Below are 17,920 nucleotides of genomic sequence, written 5' to 3' on the forward strand. Positions count from 1 at the left end.
TTCGGTACACTCAAAACTAATTTGGTTAAATCAATATGTATTATGAACATCAAAACTTTGCGTCTGGTCGGTTTGCTTGAAGGGATTTCATTCCTGCTGCTGTTATTTATCGCGATGCCAGTGAAATATATGATGGATAATCCGATTCTGGTCAAATATGTCGGTATGGGGCATGGGGTACTGTTTGTGCTATTTCTGGTGGTTTTATTCGCGGTATGTGAAAAACAGAAATGGTCTCTCAGCATGTTTGTGATGGGTTTAATCGCTTCGATTCTGCCTTTCGGTCCATTCCTATTTGATATGAAACTGAAGAAGCTAGAGCTACCGGTAGCGGAAGAAGCTTAATTGCTCCCTCTCTCTAACTCTCTCCCACAGGGAGAGAGGACCTTCAATATCTATCTATTCTTCATTATTAATTCTAAAAACCATTAAATTTAATGAAAATTCCCTCTCCTAAGCAAGTTTTAAAGTACCGCTTTTAAAACGAAGCGCAAGTGAGGGCTAGGGAGAGGTAAATTTCTTAGAAAATAATCTTTAAGCAAAAAATAAATTTTAAAAAATCAAAACTCTCCACGCTCCTGTCTTTCCAGCATTAACTGTTTGAGTTGCATGCGTGGCAAAGTAAACCAGAGTGCAATCAGAATCAAAGAGGCAGCACAGTAGGCCCAGATATCGTAGGTTTCATATGCCATTCTTACTGCTTCAATGACCACAAAAAAGCTGAGCATCAGGATAATAGAAACCGTCGCGGCCACCGTGCCTTTGGACACTTCTGAAGACATCAGTGCAAAACGGTAAAGTACCGAAAAACTTACCCCCTCACCTAGACTGATACAAGTGGTGCCGATAATCAGACAATGAACAAAATACTCTGGAATCAATAAACCCAGCATCAATAAACCGGCACCCAACAGCATCAGTGGCAGACCCAATAATACGGTTTTACCCAGCGGCATTTTATCGATAATTTTCAGCAGAATCAGATTACCTGCAATCAGGCCGCCCAAGACTGGAAACTGCGCCAGACCATATTGCACACTACTGAATCCAAATTGCTCGACCAGAATCACCGGTGACAAGGCAATCCATAACATCAAAGGCAAACTTACCAAAGGCAAGGCTACAGTCATGATCACAAAGCGTTTATTTTTTAGAACCTGTTTAAAGTCATCCAGAATATAGCTGACCGGCTGTCTGGGAATACTGACGTTCAGGTTTGGCATTTTAGCTTTCAGGCCGAACCAGCTCAGAAATGAAAGAAATGCGATCCCGATAAAACCCCAATGCCAGGAGATGTGATCAATCATAAAGGCACCCAGCACTGGTCCTAGCAAGGGTGCCAGCAAAGACACATTGGCCATCAGTGCCATGACTTTGATGGCATCACGTTCTTCAAAGCTTTCCTGAATGGCGGCATAACCTACAGCGGTAATAAAGGACAGGCCAAAGCCCTGTAAAAAGCGCAGAAATAAGAAACTTTCGATATTGGGTGTTAATAAAATAGCCAGACAGCTGATGGTAAAAAATGCCACACCACCAAGCAGTACCGTTTTACGTCCAAGACGATCGGACAAAGGTCCCAGAATCGCTGCGACAAATGCCCCACCCAACAGGAAAAAGGACATGGAGGATGGTGCCCATGAACTACTCACGCCAAAATCACGGGTAATCGCCAGCATGGCCGGCTGAATCAGGTCATTACAGATATAGACGGAGAATTCAAACAAGACCAGTGCCAGCGGGAACATGAGTGTGGCACGGGTCAGTTTTTGGATCTGGATATTTTGCATGGGAGTTTTTATTGTCAGTCTGCCGGATGAAGCAGAATGAGCTTTATCTAAAATAGAAAGCAGGAATTTTAGCAGATGAGATATTCAAACGCTCTGAATAAATATAATTGATCGTAGAGATAATCTTCCAAAACAAAAAAGCGCATCACTTAGATACGCTTTTAACCAAAATCTGTCTAAAGATCAAACACTATTATGGACAGACCGCTTTCTGGAAAGTTTTGGTATTTGCCCCACGCATGCAACGATAGGACCTGTCAGTATTATCCAGCTTCCAGCTCCCGTTTTTACGGCTAAAATAGTAAATGGTCTGGACTGAACGCACTGAATCGTCCTTTAAACGGGTTTCAGTTACTTTGACCTGCCCAATGGTAGGTGTCTCCGCCTTATTGAAGAACTGGCGCAATTCAACCGTCGCCAGTTCCTTACGCAAATCCGGTCTCATTTTCAAAACCTGTTCCAAGGGCGTATCTGAAGAAGACTGTACTTTTGCAATGACCTGTTGCGTGGTGGTACAACCCGACCCCATCACACCGAAAGCTAAAGTTATGACTGCCAATATTCGTAACATATTGTTTAACCCCAAATTGTCATTATTATTCCAACACATCATGCCGAGCTTTTGAATCGAAGACTATTTAGACTCTGTAACTGTATTTACACAGCAATAAAAAAGCGCACCTTTCGATGCGCTTTTTTTAATTTCGAACAATTAAAGATCGAAAAGTTTACCCGGGTTCATGATGCCCTTTGGATCAAAGACTTTTTTCAGGGCTTTCATATATTCAATCTCTTCCGCAGAACGCGAATATTCAAGATATGGCTTCTTGGTCATACCTACACCATGTTCCGCAGAAATTGAACCGTCATATTTTTTCACGGTATCAAAGACATACTTGTTCACGACCTGACATTTGGCAAAGAATTCATCTTTGCTTAAGTTTTCAGGTTTCAGGATATTCAAGTGCAGGTTACCGTCACCAATATGACCGAACCAGCAGATTTCAAAATCAGGATAGTTCTCGCTTACAATCGCATCGATTTCTTTAATGAATGCAGGAACGTGCGTGATCAGAACTGAAATGTCATTTTTATATGGAATAAATGGCGCAATAGATTCTGAAATGTCTTCGCGTAAACGCCATAAGCTTTCTACCTGATCAAGGCTTTGGCTCATCACGCCGTCCAATACCCAGCCCTGCTCCATACAATGCTCGAAGATTTCCATCGCCTTGTCCATAATCGGTTCAAACGGCGCTTCAAACTCAAGCAACACATAGAATGGACATTCAGTTTCAAATGGACGCTGTACATGACCATTGGCCAAGACTTTTTGCATCGCCAGTTCACCAAAGAACTCGAACGCGGTTAAATCAATTTTCGCCTGGAAGGCATGCAATAACGGCATGATCGCATCAAAGTCAGGTACACCCAGAACCATTACTTGCAGGTCTTGTGGTTGACGCTCAAGCTTGATTTCCGCTTCAGTCACGAGACCCAGCGTACCTTCACCACCGATGAATAGGTGTTGAAGTGCGTAACCGGTTGCATTCTTGATCATGCCCTTGTTCAAGCGAAGGATGTCACCTTTACCGGTTACCACAGTCAGGCCGAGTACCCAGTTACGGGTCATGCCGTATTTAATTACTTTAATGCCGCCAGCATTGGTCCCGATATTTCCGCCGATTTGTGATGAACCTGCTGAAGCAAAGTCAACAGGATAGTACATGCCCTGTTCTTCAGCATAGTTCTGCAACTGTTCAGTCACCACACCTGCCTGCACGCGTACCATACGGTCTGCCGGGAAGAATTCCAGAATCTGGTTCATCTTGTCCATGCTCACCACGATCTCGCCGTTGGCTGCAACTGCACCTGCGGAAAGACCGGTACGGCCACCCGATGGTGTCACTGCAACATTGAACTGGTTGGCCAGTTTTACGATGTCTTGGACCTGTTCCGTTGAGGATGGAAAAACAACGACTGACGGGTTTGGATCAAAGTGCTTGGTATGATCGCGACCCCAATTCTGGAGGCTATCCGTATCGGTTTTAATACGGTTTTCACCCACAATTGCAGTCAATTGGGTCAATAACTCAGGGGTTAAAGCGACTGGAGCATTCATCGTTTGCAGACCTAGCATGATTTAAACAAGAAAGACTTCGCTGGTTCATTTGCACATTTTTTATGCATAAAAACATGGATACAAATCAGGCGAAACATGCTGATTAAAGCACCAAAAATGGGAGCTTAAACAGCATGGCGCAATATTATAAGCTATTTTTTGGCGTTTCCCTGAAAAAATGACAATTTTGATAATATACCTTTGAAAATGATGGTTTAATTCAACCAGTTCTATCATTTTCACTACTATCACTTGCAAAAATAGCTGATATTGTAGCCATCAAGGAAATGTATAACCGCCCCATTCCTGTGCTATCATACCGCGACTAAATTTGGCCTTTGTAGCGGAGCCGTAATGAGCCAACATCTTTCTCTACCTAAAGATAAAATCCGTTTTCTATTGCTAGAAGGCGTTCACCAGAACGCAATCGATACATTGAATGCAGCTGGATATACCAACATCGACTATCGCAAAACAGCGCTCGAAGGCGAAGCACTGAAAGAAGCGATTAAAGATGCACACTTTGTCGGTATTCGTTCCCGTACTCAATTGACTGAAGAAGTATTTGAAGCCGCGAACAAACTGATTGCAGTAGGTTGTTTCTGTATCGGTACCAATCAGGTCAATCTTGATGCTGCAATGCGTCGCGGTATTCCGGTATTTAATGCACCATATTCAAATACACGTTCAGTTGCTGAACTGGTATTGGCAGAAACTATTCTTCTTCTGCGCCGTGTACCTGAAAAATCAACAGATACACATGCAGGTGGCTGGAACAAATCGGCTGTCGGTTCATTCGAAACACGTGGTAAAACTTTAGGTATCGTAGGTTACGGTTCAATCGGTTCACAACTTTCTGTACTGGCTGAAAGTCTGGGCATGAAAGTAATCTATTATGATGCGGTGACCAAATTACCTTTAGGTAATGCACGTCAAGTCGGTTCTATGGGCGAATTACTTGCCAATGCAGACGTGGTTACTCTACACGTTCCGGATCTGCCATCTACCCGTAATTTCTTTGGAAAAGAACAGTTTGCGCAAATGAAAGAAGGTTCAATCTTCCTGAATGCAGCACGTGGTACATGTGTCGTGATTGAAGATCTGGCAGATGCGATCAAGTCTGGACACATTGCGGGTGCGGCCGTAGATGTATTCCCGAAAGAGCCGAAAGCAAATGGTGAAGAATTCGTTTCTCCACTACGTAACCTGCCAAACGTGATTCTGACTCCACACGTGGGGGGGTCTACCATGGAAGCTCAGGCGAACATCGGTCTGGAAGTGGCTGAAAAATTCGTTGCTTACTCTGACAAAGGTATGACCCTTTCTGCGGTGAACTTCCCGGAAATCGCGCTTCCATTGACTGAGGGCAAACACCGTCTTCTTCACATCCACAAAAACATTCCAGGCGTATTGTCCAAGATCAACAACCTGTTTGCCGAACACGGCATCAACATCTCTGGTCAGTCTCTGATGACTAAAGGCGATGTAGGTTACCTGGTCATGGATGTCGATGCGACTGCATCTCAGGAAGCACTGGAAACACTTCACAACGTTGAAGGCACAATTCGCGTACGCGTATTGTTCTAATTCAGATTTAAAAAAAGCCACAGTCTTCGGGCTGTGGCTTTTTTTATTGCTTCAAGGTTTTTAGGTTTAAACCTGATCCAGCGTTTGCTGTGCTCCCGCTCTTCGAGTCATCGAAACAAATTTAGTCATGCCAAATTTTAAAATTGCACCAGTGGTGCAAGCGCCGCTGATCTTGCTAATCGCCATGATCAGTATGCAAAGCAGTGGTTCCTTTGCCAAATATCTGTTCGGTCAGTTTCCCATTCTGACCGTTTCAGCCATGCGCCTGCTCCTCGGCGCATTGATTTTGGCATTGATTTTTAAAATATGGCAAATTAACTTCAAACAGGTGAAATGGTCAGCGATTATCAGCTATGGGCTAGCTCTGGCTGGTATGAATATGCTGTTCTATCTGGCGATTGATCGCCTGCCTCTCGGAATTGCAGTTTCTTTTGAATTTATTGGCCCCTTAAGTGTTGCCCTGTTCCACGCCCGGAAAAAGTTTGACTTTGTCTGGGTTGGAATGGCAATTCTGGGACTGGTGCTGCTGTTTCCTTTTAATCAGGCTACGCAACAGCTTGATCCGATCGGAATTCTATTTGCTTTGGGTGCAGGAGCCTGCTGGGCACTGTATATCGTCGCTGGACAGAAGCCTTCTGGGGTTTCCGGCAATCATACAGTGTGTCTGGGCATGTTTGTCGGCATGCTGGTACTGATGCCAATTGCACTATTTACAGGAATGCCAGCTCATACTTTTGAACCGATGAGCTTGCTGTATTTTGTCGCTTTGGCTGTGCTGGCCAGTGCCCTGCCTTTTACGCTGGAAATGATTGCCCTGCGAAATTTAACTGCCTTGAGTTTTGGGACCTTGATGAGTCTGGAACCTGCAGTTGCAGCACTTTCCGGTTTCGTATTCCTGGGTGAAACTTTATTATGGACCCAATGGCTGGCACTGGCCACCATTATTAGCGCTTCAATTGGCTGCACGGTCACGACTCAAAGACAAAAAACTTGAAGACAAATAAAGGCGCTAGAGCGCCTTTATTTAAGATAGCTGTATTAAAATGATTTTAACGTGGTGTAGCGTCTTTAATTGCCGTATTCAGTGCATTGGCTGCTGCAACATTGTAGCCATCACAAGCAGAAGCAAGCTGATCATAACTGTATTCTGTCCATTTGATCATTAAAGAGCTTGCATCTTCTGCCTTTAATCTGTCCAAGGCAACCTGTCTTGATTGGGCAATATAATCGTCATGATCAATATGTTCCCCATGTTCCGAGAAGGCACTGTCATAAATTCCTCCCTGATATTCGATCGCACCGAAATATTTGTAATATTGCATGGCAGCATCTTTATATTCTGCTTTTTTATATTTCAAACCAGCCATGGTGCCATCTAGAATAGTTTTTGCCATTTCCTGGACAGAGGCTTGTGCCTGCCATTCAGCCAGAGTGGTATAGCGAGTTTTTTCTACCGGATTAAATTCAATATATTCTTCTTCAGGATGTTCCGCCAGAAGACGGAAACATTTAGATCCATTCGGGAACTTGCGGGCCTTCTGCAAATCAATAAAATTGGTCGCAAAGGCATTATAATACTTGCGGTCAGCTGTAGTGGCGCTATCACTGTTAAACAAGGTTCTGGTCTCAGTATCCTCATACATTTTCACCCCAGCAATATTGGTACGCTCAGTTAATGCTTTGCCTGACAGATCGTACCATGCTATGTGACGATGATTGCTGATGTTGTTCTCCGGTATCGTCACAGGACGGCTCTTGAATTGAGTCGTCGTATTTTCCAGTACTTTTTCCAGCTTGTAACCTAAGGCTGTACGGTTCTGATCTGCAGGGAATACACCTTTTTCTGTGACATAAGTCGGAAAGACCATGTCATCTTCAACATCATATTCAGTATCCACGGCGCTGTTATCATCTGCATATAATATGCCGTCAGTAATTTTATTTTTATGACTGGCCAATAGAAGTTTTTTCGACTCCATCTCTGGGGCTTCAGCATTCGGCAGGTTGAACTGGTAGTTATAGAATTCCGAAACCGTGTCTGATGCGCCATCACCCGGAGTTCCAGGATTATTCGGATTATTCGGATTACTAGGATTGGTCGGAGCCGGTGGGCTAGGAGCTGGTGTATTATTATCAGAATTATCAGAGCCTCCACATGCTGCAAGCATACAGCTTAAAATGGCGCAGGAAAGTATTCTTAATTTCATTATTATCTACCTTATTATTTTCATTGTTATTTTAATGCCACCCCGAATCAGGATCTAAGACATTTTAATAAATATAAAAATAAGATCAAATTAAAAATTGATTAATTTGTAATCACACATCAGCTCGCTTTAATTTTGAAAAGTCAATCCTCATGGATTTGATCAAGCCAAAAACCCGGATGGATTGAGTCCAGATATTACTAAACCCTGAGAAAATATTGCTCTGCCCTACTCATCAAAAATTAACCGTTTTGCTATAATCCCGCTTTCTTCCATGTCCTGATTACACCTTTCTGGTGTAAGTAACTCCCATGCCAAACGCTCAACTCCTTGCTGTGTTCTACATGGTTTTATCCATGACGTCGTACCAGATCAGTGCATCCTTCGCCAAGCAACTTTTTCTGGTCCTTGACCCTATCACAGTGACCATTTTAAGACTCTGTTTTGCAGCGATCATTGTCGGCATGATGTTTCGTTCCTGGAAAATCATTCAGCGTTTGCCTTTTTTGAAATGGCGGGATTTACTCTGCTATAGCGCCGCTTTAGGCGTAATGAATATCCTGTTCTACATGTCGCTGGGCAAACTCCCCCAAGGGATTGCGGTAGGGCTGGAATTTATTGGTCCGCTCGGCCTGGCCCTTATTTCGATTCAAAACCGCAAAGATTATGTCTGGGTAATGCTGGCAATTCTGGGTATTGTACTGATGGTGCCCTGGGGACAGGCCAATAGCAGTAATTTCGACCTGCTCGGCGCCGCCTGCGCTTTAGGTGCGGGTTTATGCTGGGCACTGTATATTTTCTTTGGCCAACGTGTGGTGCAGCAAAATATCGGTATGCATGCACTGACTATTGCGATCAGTATTTCAGCCTTATGCCTGTTACCGATCGGACTGTATAGCAATGCTCCTGCCTTGATAGACACCCAATACTGGGGCAAGGCAATTAGCATTGCTGTACTGGCAACAGCCATTCCTTATGCTCTGGATTTAAAGGCACTTCAGCACTTAAATAAAACCAGCTATGGTACCCTGTCCAGCCTGTCTCCGGCTTTGGCTGCACTGGCCGGTTTTGTACTATTAGGCGAAAAAATTACGCTTCTTCAGACCGTGGCACTGATCTGTATCATGCTGGCATCAGTCGGCGTGACGGTACGTGCCGCCCGTCAAGGATCGGCAGAGCGGAATGCCTAAAAGCCTTATTGAAATTTGAACAACTGATTAAATATTCTATCCATTCTGTGTTTTTACTTGCTTTGAAAGAAAAATATAGAAGACATAAAAAAGATGGCACTACTGCCATCTTTTTTATTTATTCGACTTGAATTTAAAGCTTAGCTTTGTACCAGCATATCTTTTTTCATGTCTTTATAACGCTGGTATTCATTCTGGTACTGCACTGCTAAAGCGGTCTTCTGCTTTTCATCCAGAATTTTACCGGCCTGCTGGAAGAAACCATGTTCCTCTTCTTTTAAGTGATGATGCACCTTTTCGGAAAGTTTTTTGGCCATGGCAATCCAGCCCGGATTACTCAATTCAATTGCAGTTAATTCCTCGATCATTTCGTCCATTTCATGATGTTCGGCTAAGGCATGGCGGGTAATATTCAGGCCCGAATCGGTCATCATCAAGGGAATATAAAAATAACGGTCTTCCGCAGCTTCATGGGCAAACAATTCATTTTTCAGTTGCTTGAACAGCTCGCGGCGTTCTGGTGTATCCCCGGAAGTCTGTAATAGTTTTTCTGCAAGATCACGCTGAATCTCATGACTCTCTCTTAATGCTTCAAAAATAGTCGTCATTCCGATATTTCTCCGATTTTTTTATTTTTCATATCATTGATTCTAGAAGATTTTCAGAACAGGTTCAGACGCAGTTTATACAGTGATTTGTTAAGAAATTTTAATATCGAGAATGATTTACATCGGGTTTATATCTAAAAAAACATCTGGTATGCCATCCGGCAAATCAGCAGACTGACCAGAATCAGGAATAAAATCCGGATAAAACCACTGCCATATTTAAATGCCAAACGCACCCCGACCAAGGAACCACAAATATTGGCTACCGCCATCATTGCCCCGACCATAAACAGCACATTGCCACTGGGAATAAAAAAGCTTAAGGCGGCCAGGTTGGTGGTGAAATTGGCAATTTTCGATAAGGCCGATGCATGCAGGAAGTCGACGCTTAAATAGCGAATAAAAAAGAAAATAAAGAAACTGCCGGTGCCCGGACCAAAGATACCATCATAAAAGCCTATCGCCAGACTACCCAAAGCGGCCAGTATCAGCATTTTCCGATTCAGTTTTTGTTCGGTATGCACCTGGCCAAACTGTTTTTTCATCAAGGTATAGATTGCGATCACGATCAACATGACCAGCACAAAAGGCTTAAGGATCTCGACTGGAATTAGCGTAACGCTGGCTGCACCAATAAAAGAACTGACAAAACTGCACAGTGCAATCACGCTCAAGAGCAACCAGGGCAGTTTTACCTGACGCAGGTAGGAAAATGCCGCAGAAGCGGTGCCACAAATGGACGCGAGTTTATTGGTGCCAAAGACCGTAGCAGGCTGTAAATGCGGTAAAGTCCCCATAATTGCCGGGATCTGGATCAGACCACCACCGCCCACGGCAGCATCAATCGCCCCTGCAAAAAATGCAAAGACAACCAGACTGATGATGATCTCAATTTCCATATATTGACTCGATTAGAGGTTCAGGACGCGTTTGGGTACCAGACGTTTTTTGTCGGTGATTTCTGCCAGACCCAGACATTTCTCGCCATCAAAAACCAGCACCTGTTCAGCTGCTTCATGTTCGATATTGCTTTCCATGCCGCGGCTAAAATATTCTGCACGACCTTCGGGTACCTGCACTTTTGGAAAATGATCAACCGGTGCATAGGCCGGCAATAACAGTGCATCACGCTCTGCTTCGCTCAGGCTTTCCAGATATTCAATGGTATAACTCGGAATCAAATCAAAATGGCCGGTTTTGATGCGATGCAGATAAGTCAGATGGCCATAAGTTCCTAGCGCTTTGGCAATATCTTCCCCCAAAACCCGGATATAAGTACCTTTAGAACAGGTAATATCCAGCGTAATACTGTTTTCCGTAAAGGATAAAATCTCAATCGCTAAAATCGTAATCGGACGTGCTTCACGTTCAATCTCGATACCTTTGCGCGCCAGTTCGTATAAAGGACGGCCTTCTTTTTTCAAGGCGGAATACATCGGTGGCACTTGTTGGATATTCCCGATAAACTGTGCCAATGTATCCTGAATCAAGGCTTCCGAGAGTTCAGGAACTGCTTTTTCCAGAAGCACCTCGCCTTCCACATCACCCGTGGTGGTGCTATGTCCCAAAAATACGGTCGTCTGATAACGCTTGACCGAATCTAATAAATAATGCGAAAACTTGGTCGCCTCCCCCAAACACACAGGCAATAAACCGGATGCCAACGGATCCAGCGCACCGGTATGGCCGGCTTTTTGTGCACGATACAACCAGCGGACTTTTTGCAATGCAGCATTGGAGCTGATGCCCAAAGGCTTATTAAGCAGGAAGACACCACTGAGATGACGGCGCTGAATTTTAGGAGATGATGCTTTCATGGCAAAAAATCAGACATTTTATAAATTGGCGCCATGGTAAAACCCTGCGAGAGGATTTACAACTTTTCTATAGTTTCTAATGATTTTTATGGCATATTGAGCCGGTTTGAACAACTCAACGCTTTTAAAAAGCTTAAACCTCTAAAAATAATGAAATAACGAGAAAATAGGTGCATAGGATATGCAGAAATATAAAATATGGATCATTCTGGCTTTGCTGGTGCTGTGCATACTCACACTGATCTTATGGCTGTCCCCAAAAGAAAATACCCAGGCGGATACCGGGACAAAAACGCCTGTAACTGAAACTCAGGCAGAGCAAACCGCACTCTTGGTCAATGGTCCTGCCAATGCAGCTTTCCCCAGTGCCAGCCAGCAAGATACCGAAATTAATTGTCAGATGCAGTTAGATGCCAGCAATCGTCTGATTGTGAATGAACAGACCCGCAACTGTTTTGAATATTTTATTACCCAGTTTGGTGAAAAAAATCTGCAGCAGATCCAGCAGGATTTTAAAGCCTATATTCGCCAGAATCATAAAGAACCGGCACTCTCGCAAATTCTGGATTTATGGGATCGTTATATCCAGTACCGTCAGAGTTTGGGCCAACTCACTGCACCGGCCGGGCTGAATCAGGAAGATCCTGCCTATTATCGTAGCATCTATAACAGTACCCAGAATTTGCGCCAGCAATACTTTTCCAAGTATGAAATTGAGGGCTTGTTCGGCACAGAAGATGCCTATCATGAATATACCCTGAACCGGATGAGCGTACTGGCGGACAAAAGCTTGACTGAGATTGAAAAAGCCCAAAAGCTCAAAGCACTGTTTCAGCAACTCCCGCAGGACTGGCAGGAAAATCTGGAACAACTAAATAAACTGGAAGACCTGCGCAAACTCACCGCTGATATTAAAGCCCGTGGCGGTTCCCGTGATGAAATCCGGCAGATGCGGATAAATCTGGTCGGTCCTGAAGCAACACAACGACTAGAGCAACTGGATGTACAACGCAGCGACTGGAAAAACCGGGTGACGGGCTATCTAGATGAACGCGATCAGATTACTCAGTCCAGCATGTCCGATACAGCAAAGCAGCAAGCCATTGCCCAGCTGCGTAGCAAGCATTTCAATACACCGCAAGAACAGCTACGGGCAGAAACCTTTGAACAGGTCCATGATCAGGGGGCCAAGTTACCCTTCGCGGATTAAATCCAAAAGCCATCACCTGTTGATGGCTTTTTTATGACCTCAATATTTAAGACTTAATTGTTGTGCTAAAAACAACTCCTAAGAGTTGTTTCTAAATATTTCTTATTTACACAAAATAACCCGCACGAGCTTTTTGTATTTCAGCCACTTGTAATTTAAATACATGTGTAAATAAAACATATGCTTACAATGTAAAAACCTCCTGTCCTGCATGTCCTGAAATGACATGGTTTAAACGCTTTGAAATGAAAAAATACCCCTTTTAAAAAAGAAAATTTGCTCAGCCACTGAAGGTCGGAACTGTATTTTCATCCTCTGATTTTGTGGCTTGCAGCACTTTATACAAAGCAATGATTGCTTGAATAACGATAAAATTAAAAAGGGACAGTTATGCGTACTTTTAGTAAGACAGCACAGTTTATGACTGTAGCTTTAATAACAACGCTGGGATTCAGCTTTTCTGCACAGACTCAGGCCGCAGTGAGTGCAACACAAGTCACCGAAAAGAGTAGATCCGACTATGCCAAGACCAAATATCCGATCCTGATGGTGCATGGCTGGTTAGGCTGGTCACGTATTGGCACCGATAGTATCGGGCTGGATTACTGGTATCAGATTCTGCCAGATATGGCACGTAATGGCTCAACCGTGTTTGCGGCACAATTATCGCCGGCAAATACTACGATGCATCGCGGGGAACAACTGATCCATCAGGTTGAAGAGGTTCTGGCAATTACCGGCAAGCAAAAACTGAACTTGATTGGCCATTCCCATGGCGGACCAACAGTGCTGTATGTTGCAGCGACCCAGCCGCAGTATATTGCGTCTATCACTGGCGTTGCAGGAACCTACCATGGCTCCAAAGTGGCAGATGATATTCAGAATAATCGCCTGACCCGTACCGCCTTTAACATTTTAGGTGATTATATTATTGGTCCATTGATTGCACTGGGCCAGTTTAAACCTGAACTGGAAATTGATTTTGATGCTTCCATGAAATCCCTGACCCAGACCGGCTCAAATACTTTTAATGCCACCGTGGCGCAGCAGGTGGTCAAAGATGGTGTATTGGCCTCCACAGAAAACTGCAATAAAAATTTAAAGCAGAAAGACAGTAAAGGAATCCATTATTATTCATGGACAGGTGTAGCCCAAGCCACCAATGCCCTGGATATTGATACGATTCTGATGCAGCTCGGCCCTTTATCTTATGGCAGTAAAGACAATGATGGCATGGTGTCACGCTGTAGTGCGTTCATGGGCAAGGTCATTCATGACCAGTACAAACTCAATCATACGGACCTGGCCAACATGATGTTTGGTCTGAAGGGTATGCTTGCACCCGATCCGGTCGCCCTCTATCGCCAGCATGCCAACCGGCTCAAATTAGAAGGTTTATAATCCCAGAGTGCCTATATTTCAGCTGAGATATAGGCTTTTTTCTGATTATTTTTTATTTGACCTATCCGTGATCGGGAAGCTGCAATGAAAAAAATAATATCGTACTTAAGCTTTTTGCTATTGGTTTCCCTATTAACTGGCCCTGTGCAAGCCTCGGCATTACAACAATATAAAAGCAATTTTATTCTCTCAAGTTATGCCAGGACAAAATACCCGATGGTCTTTGTGCATGGTTTTGGTCTGGGTTTTAACCGGATTGGAACGGAGAGCATCGGTCTGGATTATTGGTATCAGATTCCCCAAGATCTGAGCCGGCATGGTGCACGGGTGTTTTCTGCCGAATTGTCTGCTGTTGCGTCCAATGAACTGCGCGGCGAACAGCTCTTGATGCAAATTGATGAAGTACTGGCACTGACAGGCCATAAGAAAGTCAATCTGATTGGGCATAGCCAAGGTGGCCCAACGATTCAATATATCGAGGGCGTTGCACCGCATAAAGCCGCCTCTTTAACCGCCATTGCAGGCGCCATGCAAGGCACACCGGTTTTTGTCAATGCCAGCCAGACACCCCTCCTTGAACCCTTTATTCATGCCATCGGGACAATTCTGGGCCACAGCATGAATCTAGTTACAGGCAACCAGTATCCGGTCAGTATGATCGAAGCACTGCAAGCCATGAACCCAGAGGCGATTCAGGCTTTCAATAGAAAATATGGTTCCGTTGCTATTCCCCAAAACTGTCAGTCTCAAGGCAGCAAACTTACACCCAATGGAATTTACCACTATTCCTGGATGGGCAACCGGCAGGCAACCAATTCCTTGGATGCGATTGAATCTACAGTCGTGACGTTAGGTAGCAGTTTTCTGAAAGGAGAAGCCAATGATGGTGCTCTGCCGCTGTGTAGCGGACGCTATGGCCAGAGCATCCGTCAGGACTATGCCCATAACCATTTTGATGAAGTAAACCAGTTTTTTGGCATTTTGGGTCCTTTCGCGCAGGATCCGGTCGCACTGTATCGCCAACATGCCAACCGGCTCAAACTGCAAGGCTTATAAATCACTCATCTTTATGAATAGATCATCTCTATTAATTAAAAAAACTTAGGAAACTAAGTCCCTGCTACAGAGGGAAACTTTAGGCAACCGGATGAGGATCATCCCGTTAAAACAACAAAAGTGAGGAAAATATAATGAAATTCGGAATATTAATCACCGGCCTGCTACTGGCGGGTACATGTCTCAGCACCCAGGCATCCACCCAGGCCAGTCAGGTTACAGCAAAAGCCAGTTCACAATATGCCAAGACCCAATATCCGATTGTCTTTGCACATGGTATGGCGGGTTTCATCCGGATCGGTACTGACCAGTTTGGACTGGATTACTGGTATCAGATTTTACCGGATCTGGCGCGTAATGGCGGCAATGTCTGGGCAACCCGTGTCTCGCCTTTTAACTCATCGGAAATTCGTGGTGAGCAACTTTTAGAGCAAGTAAATGAAATTCTGGCCATTACCGGTGCAAAGAAAGTCAATCTGATCGGTCATTCGCATGGTGGCCCGACCATTCGTTATGTCGCAGGTGCGGGGAATGGAATAGTTGCTTCCCTGACTTCCGTCGGTGCTCCACATAAGGGCTCCCCGGTTGCAGACCTGATCCTGCAAGCAGAAGGCACACCGATACAAGGGCCTTTAGTCAGTGGCATTAACCTGGTGTCTAAAGCCATCACCTGGGCACAAGGGTTAGACCCGAACAGTTTCCCGCATGATTCTCTGGCTGGTGGTCGCAGCCTGACCCTGGCAGGATCTGCGCAATTCAATCAGAAATATCCACTGGGTATGCCGACTACCACCTGTGGTGAAGGTGCATATCAACAAAAAGGTATCTACAACTATTCATTCACAGGTGTAGGCCAAGTTACCAACCCGCTCGATCCTGATTCAGCACTCAAAGTTACAGCCCTGCTCATTGATGGCGGCAAGGAAAATGATGGTCTGGTCTCCCGCTGTAGTGCCAAATTCGGTAAAACCATTCGGGATAACTACAACTGGAACCACCTGGACGAAGTGAACCAGTTACTCGGGTTAAAAAATGTCTTTGCTCCAGACCCAGTCGATGTTTATCGCCAGCATGCCAACCGCTTAAAACTGCAAGGTTTATAGAGCTACACAAGCCTCTATTCATCCAGAGGCTTTTTCCATCTTATTTTTCGCTAAATTTTTTCTTAAAATTTACTTGTTAATCATGATTAAACTGCATATAAAATATTCATCAAATATAAAAAGAACTGTGAAATAAAATAAATGCAGATACGTTCTATAGAAATCAAAAACAAATTTAAAAGAATCTGCCCCTGTTGCAAACGAAAAGTGATTAATCCTTTTCAATTTAAAAAATATGAGCCTTATTATTGCCCCTCTTGTCATCGACATATTATCGCAAATGTATGGATCAGTATTTTACTGGCTATCACACAATGTTTTATTTGCATTCAACTTTTTAATGCAGGATTCCAGTCTTGGGGATATTTTGTATTATTCCTGATGTTTATTCATAAAATTTTCTTGGATATTTTGGATGCCATGATCTTGCCTTTGCAGGAATATTTCGAATAAATCTAAATAAAAATCAGGCATAAAAAAATGCGCCCAAAGGCGCATTTTTTTCACTCGTATAAAGCTTAAAATTAAGCTTTAGTTTTACGAGCTGGTAATTTTTCACGAATACGTGCAGCTTTACCAGACAATTCACGTAGGTAGTAAAGTTTAGCACGACGAACGTCACCACGACGTTTCACTTCGATACCAGCAACGATTGGAGAGTGAGTTTGGAATACACGCTCAACGCCAACACCGCTAGAAATTTTACGTACTGTGAACGCAGAGTTCAAACCACGGTTTTTCTTAGCAATTACAACGCCTTCGAACGCCTGTAAACGCTCACGCTCGCCTTCTTTTACTTTAACTTGAACAATAACTGTATCACCTGGTGCAAAAGCAGGGATGTCTTGTTTCAATTGTGCGTTTTCAATTACTTGAACTAAAGGATGCTTACCGCTCATGGGGTATCTCCAATATGTGCGAGTCAGAAGAGGTCTGATCATCGCTGGGTATAGAGGCTAAAGCGCATACACCCGATTATCTTTCCCTTTATGGTTGACCATCTCAACCATAAAGAGCCTATTAAAGAATACTTAAATCATTTTAAGTACTTGCTTGAAGACAGAAATGATCACTCATCAATATCTTACAAATCTTTTAGCCATTTTTTCTGCTGCTTGCTCAGTTCGACTTTTTCCACCAACTCTGGGCGGCGTTCAAGTGTACGCTGATATCGCTGCAAAAACCGCCATTTTTCAATATTGGCATGATGCCCGGACTTTAACACCTCAGGCACATCCAAACCTTCAAAATGATCTGGCTTGGTATATTGTGGGCAATCTAGCAGACCATCCACAAATGAGTCTTGCACGTGTGATTGTTCATCAGACATGGCACCCGGAAGTCTCCGGATAATACTGTCCAATAAAACCATCGCAGGAAGTTCACCACCTGACAAGACATAATCTCCAATTGACCATTCCTGATCAACATATTGCTGGATCAAACGCTCATCGACACCTTCATAACGTCCGCACAGTACGATAATTCCGTCATATTTGACAAAATCCTGTACCGCAGTTTCGTTTAAGGTTTTTCCTTGCGGTGACATATACACCACAGGAACCTGAACTGCACCCGCTTGCGTTGCAAGCTCTTTGGCATGCTGGATTGCTTTTGCCAGAGGCTCAGCCATCATCACCATACCCGGACCACCACCGAATGGACGTTCATCCACCCGTTTATAGTTGCCCGTCGCATAATCGCGAGGATTGATACAATGAACTTGCATCAATTCACGTTTTGCTGCGCGCCCGCTAATACCATAGGCTGTAATCGCTTCAAACATTTCAGGAAAAAGCGTAATGACTGCAAAGAACATCGCAGACTCC

The 17,920-nt window shown here is 44.0% G+C and carries 17 protein-coding genes; 8 read left to right on the forward strand and 9 right to left on the reverse strand.

Annotated features, from left to right (window positions below; translation table 11 throughout):
• The first annotated feature begins 42 nt into the window (after positions 1-42).
• Entirely contained in the window at positions 43-345 is a 303-nt protein-coding gene (locus VXP95_RS03465; RefSeq protein WP_064094560.1) for a DUF3817 domain-containing protein, read from the forward strand.
• A gap of 215 nt (positions 346-560) precedes the next feature.
• On the opposite strand, the gene VXP95_RS03470 is transcribed toward VXP95_RS03465, so the two are convergent.
• The 3 genes from VXP95_RS03470 to VXP95_RS03480 form a co-directional block, all read right to left on the reverse strand.
• The gene (locus tag VXP95_RS03470; protein WP_064094561.1) at positions 561-1,790 is read right to left on the reverse strand and encodes an MFS transporter; all 1,230 of its coding nucleotides are present in this window, start codon (positions 1,788-1,790) and stop codon (positions 561-563) included.
• A 193-nt stretch (positions 1,791-1,983) separates the two neighbouring features.
• The gene (locus VXP95_RS03475) at positions 1,984-2,361 is read right to left on the reverse strand and encodes a hypothetical protein (RefSeq protein WP_064094562.1); all 378 of its coding nucleotides are present in this window, start codon (positions 2,359-2,361) and stop codon (positions 1,984-1,986) included.
• A gap of 141 nt (positions 2,362-2,502) precedes the next feature.
• On the reverse strand, positions 2,503-3,912 hold the full coding sequence (locus tag VXP95_RS03480; protein WP_064102426.1) for an FAD-binding oxidoreductase: 1,410 nt from the start codon (positions 3,910-3,912) through the stop codon (positions 2,503-2,505).
• Between the two features lie 354 nt (positions 3,913-4,266).
• On the opposite strand from VXP95_RS03480, the gene serA reads away from it, so the two are divergent.
• Positions 4,267-5,499 (forward strand): phosphoglycerate dehydrogenase, encoded by a 1,233-nt coding sequence (gene serA / locus VXP95_RS03485; RefSeq protein WP_064094563.1) that lies wholly within the window; start codon positions 4,267-4,269, stop codon positions 5,497-5,499.
• A gap of 127 nt (positions 5,500-5,626) precedes the next feature.
• A complete protein-coding gene (locus VXP95_RS03490; protein WP_416711402.1) occupies positions 5,627-6,493 on the forward strand; it encodes an EamA family transporter in 867 nt (288 codons plus the stop codon).
• Positions 6,494-6,548: 55 nt separating this feature from the next.
• Here the strand turns inward: VXP95_RS03490 and VXP95_RS03495 are convergent, their stop codons facing one another.
• On the reverse strand, positions 6,549-7,706 hold the full coding sequence (locus VXP95_RS03495; protein ID WP_416680915.1) for a hypothetical protein: 1,158 nt from the start codon (positions 7,704-7,706) through the stop codon (positions 6,549-6,551).
• A gap of 311 nt (positions 7,707-8,017) precedes the next feature.
• Between VXP95_RS03495 and VXP95_RS03500 the strand changes: the two genes are divergently transcribed.
• Positions 8,018-8,896, forward strand: a complete 879-nt coding sequence (locus VXP95_RS03500) for an EamA family transporter (RefSeq protein ID WP_416711404.1) — start codon at positions 8,018-8,020, stop codon at positions 8,894-8,896.
• Between the two features lie 140 nt (positions 8,897-9,036).
• On the opposite strand, the gene VXP95_RS03505 is transcribed toward VXP95_RS03500, so the two are convergent.
• The 3 genes from VXP95_RS03505 to truB all read right to left on the reverse strand — a co-directional run bounded on the left by VXP95_RS03505 (position 9,037) and on the right by truB (position 11,321).
• A complete protein-coding gene (locus VXP95_RS03505) occupies positions 9,037-9,504 on the reverse strand; it encodes a hemerythrin domain-containing protein (protein WP_180075346.1) in 468 nt (155 codons plus the stop codon).
• 134 nt (positions 9,505-9,638) lie between these two features.
• The gene (locus VXP95_RS03510; RefSeq protein ID WP_416711406.1) at positions 9,639-10,403 is read right to left on the reverse strand and encodes a sulfite exporter TauE/SafE family protein; all 765 of its coding nucleotides are present in this window, start codon (positions 10,401-10,403) and stop codon (positions 9,639-9,641) included.
• A gap of 12 nt (positions 10,404-10,415) precedes the next feature.
• On the reverse strand, positions 10,416-11,321 hold the full coding sequence (truB, locus tag VXP95_RS03515) for a tRNA pseudouridine(55) synthase TruB (protein WP_416711408.1): 906 nt from the start codon (positions 11,319-11,321) through the stop codon (positions 10,416-10,418).
• Positions 11,322-11,502: 181 nt separating this feature from the next.
• On the opposite strand from truB, the gene VXP95_RS03520 reads away from it, so the two are divergent.
• From VXP95_RS03520 to VXP95_RS03535, 4 genes are all read left to right on the forward strand, one after another.
• On the forward strand, positions 11,503-12,531 hold the full coding sequence (locus VXP95_RS03520) for a lipase secretion chaperone (protein WP_416711409.1): 1,029 nt from the start codon (positions 11,503-11,505) through the stop codon (positions 12,529-12,531).
• A 390-nt stretch (positions 12,532-12,921) separates the two neighbouring features.
• Positions 12,922-13,932 (forward strand): esterase/lipase family protein, encoded by a 1,011-nt coding sequence (locus VXP95_RS03525; RefSeq protein WP_416711411.1) that lies wholly within the window; start codon positions 12,922-12,924, stop codon positions 13,930-13,932.
• An 84-nt stretch (positions 13,933-14,016) separates the two neighbouring features.
• Complete coding sequence (locus VXP95_RS03530) at positions 14,017-14,988, forward strand: esterase/lipase family protein (protein WP_416711413.1); 972 nt, start codon at positions 14,017-14,019, stop codon at positions 14,986-14,988.
• Between the two features lie 134 nt (positions 14,989-15,122).
• Positions 15,123-16,091: an esterase/lipase family protein gene (locus VXP95_RS03535; RefSeq protein ID WP_144723626.1), complete on the forward strand. Its 969-nt coding sequence runs from the start codon at positions 15,123-15,125 to the stop codon at positions 16,089-16,091.
• Positions 16,092-16,615: 524 nt separating this feature from the next.
• On the opposite strand, the gene rplS is transcribed toward VXP95_RS03535, so the two are convergent.
• Together rplS and trmD are read right to left on the reverse strand one after the other, a co-directional pair.
• Positions 16,616-16,990, reverse strand: a complete 375-nt coding sequence (gene rplS, locus VXP95_RS03540) for a 50S ribosomal protein L19 (RefSeq protein ID WP_005101283.1) — start codon at positions 16,988-16,990, stop codon at positions 16,616-16,618.
• Positions 16,991-17,175: 185 nt separating this feature from the next.
• Positions 17,176-17,910 (reverse strand): tRNA (guanosine(37)-N1)-methyltransferase TrmD, encoded by a 735-nt coding sequence (trmD, locus tag VXP95_RS03545; RefSeq protein ID WP_416711414.1) that lies wholly within the window; start codon positions 17,908-17,910, stop codon positions 17,176-17,178.
• Positions 17,911-17,920: the final 10 nt, after the last annotated feature.

The sequence above is a fragment of the Acinetobacter sp. 226 genome (assembly GCF_048147925.1).
Lineage (GTDB): Bacteria > Pseudomonadota > Gammaproteobacteria > Pseudomonadales > Moraxellaceae > Acinetobacter > Acinetobacter pecorum.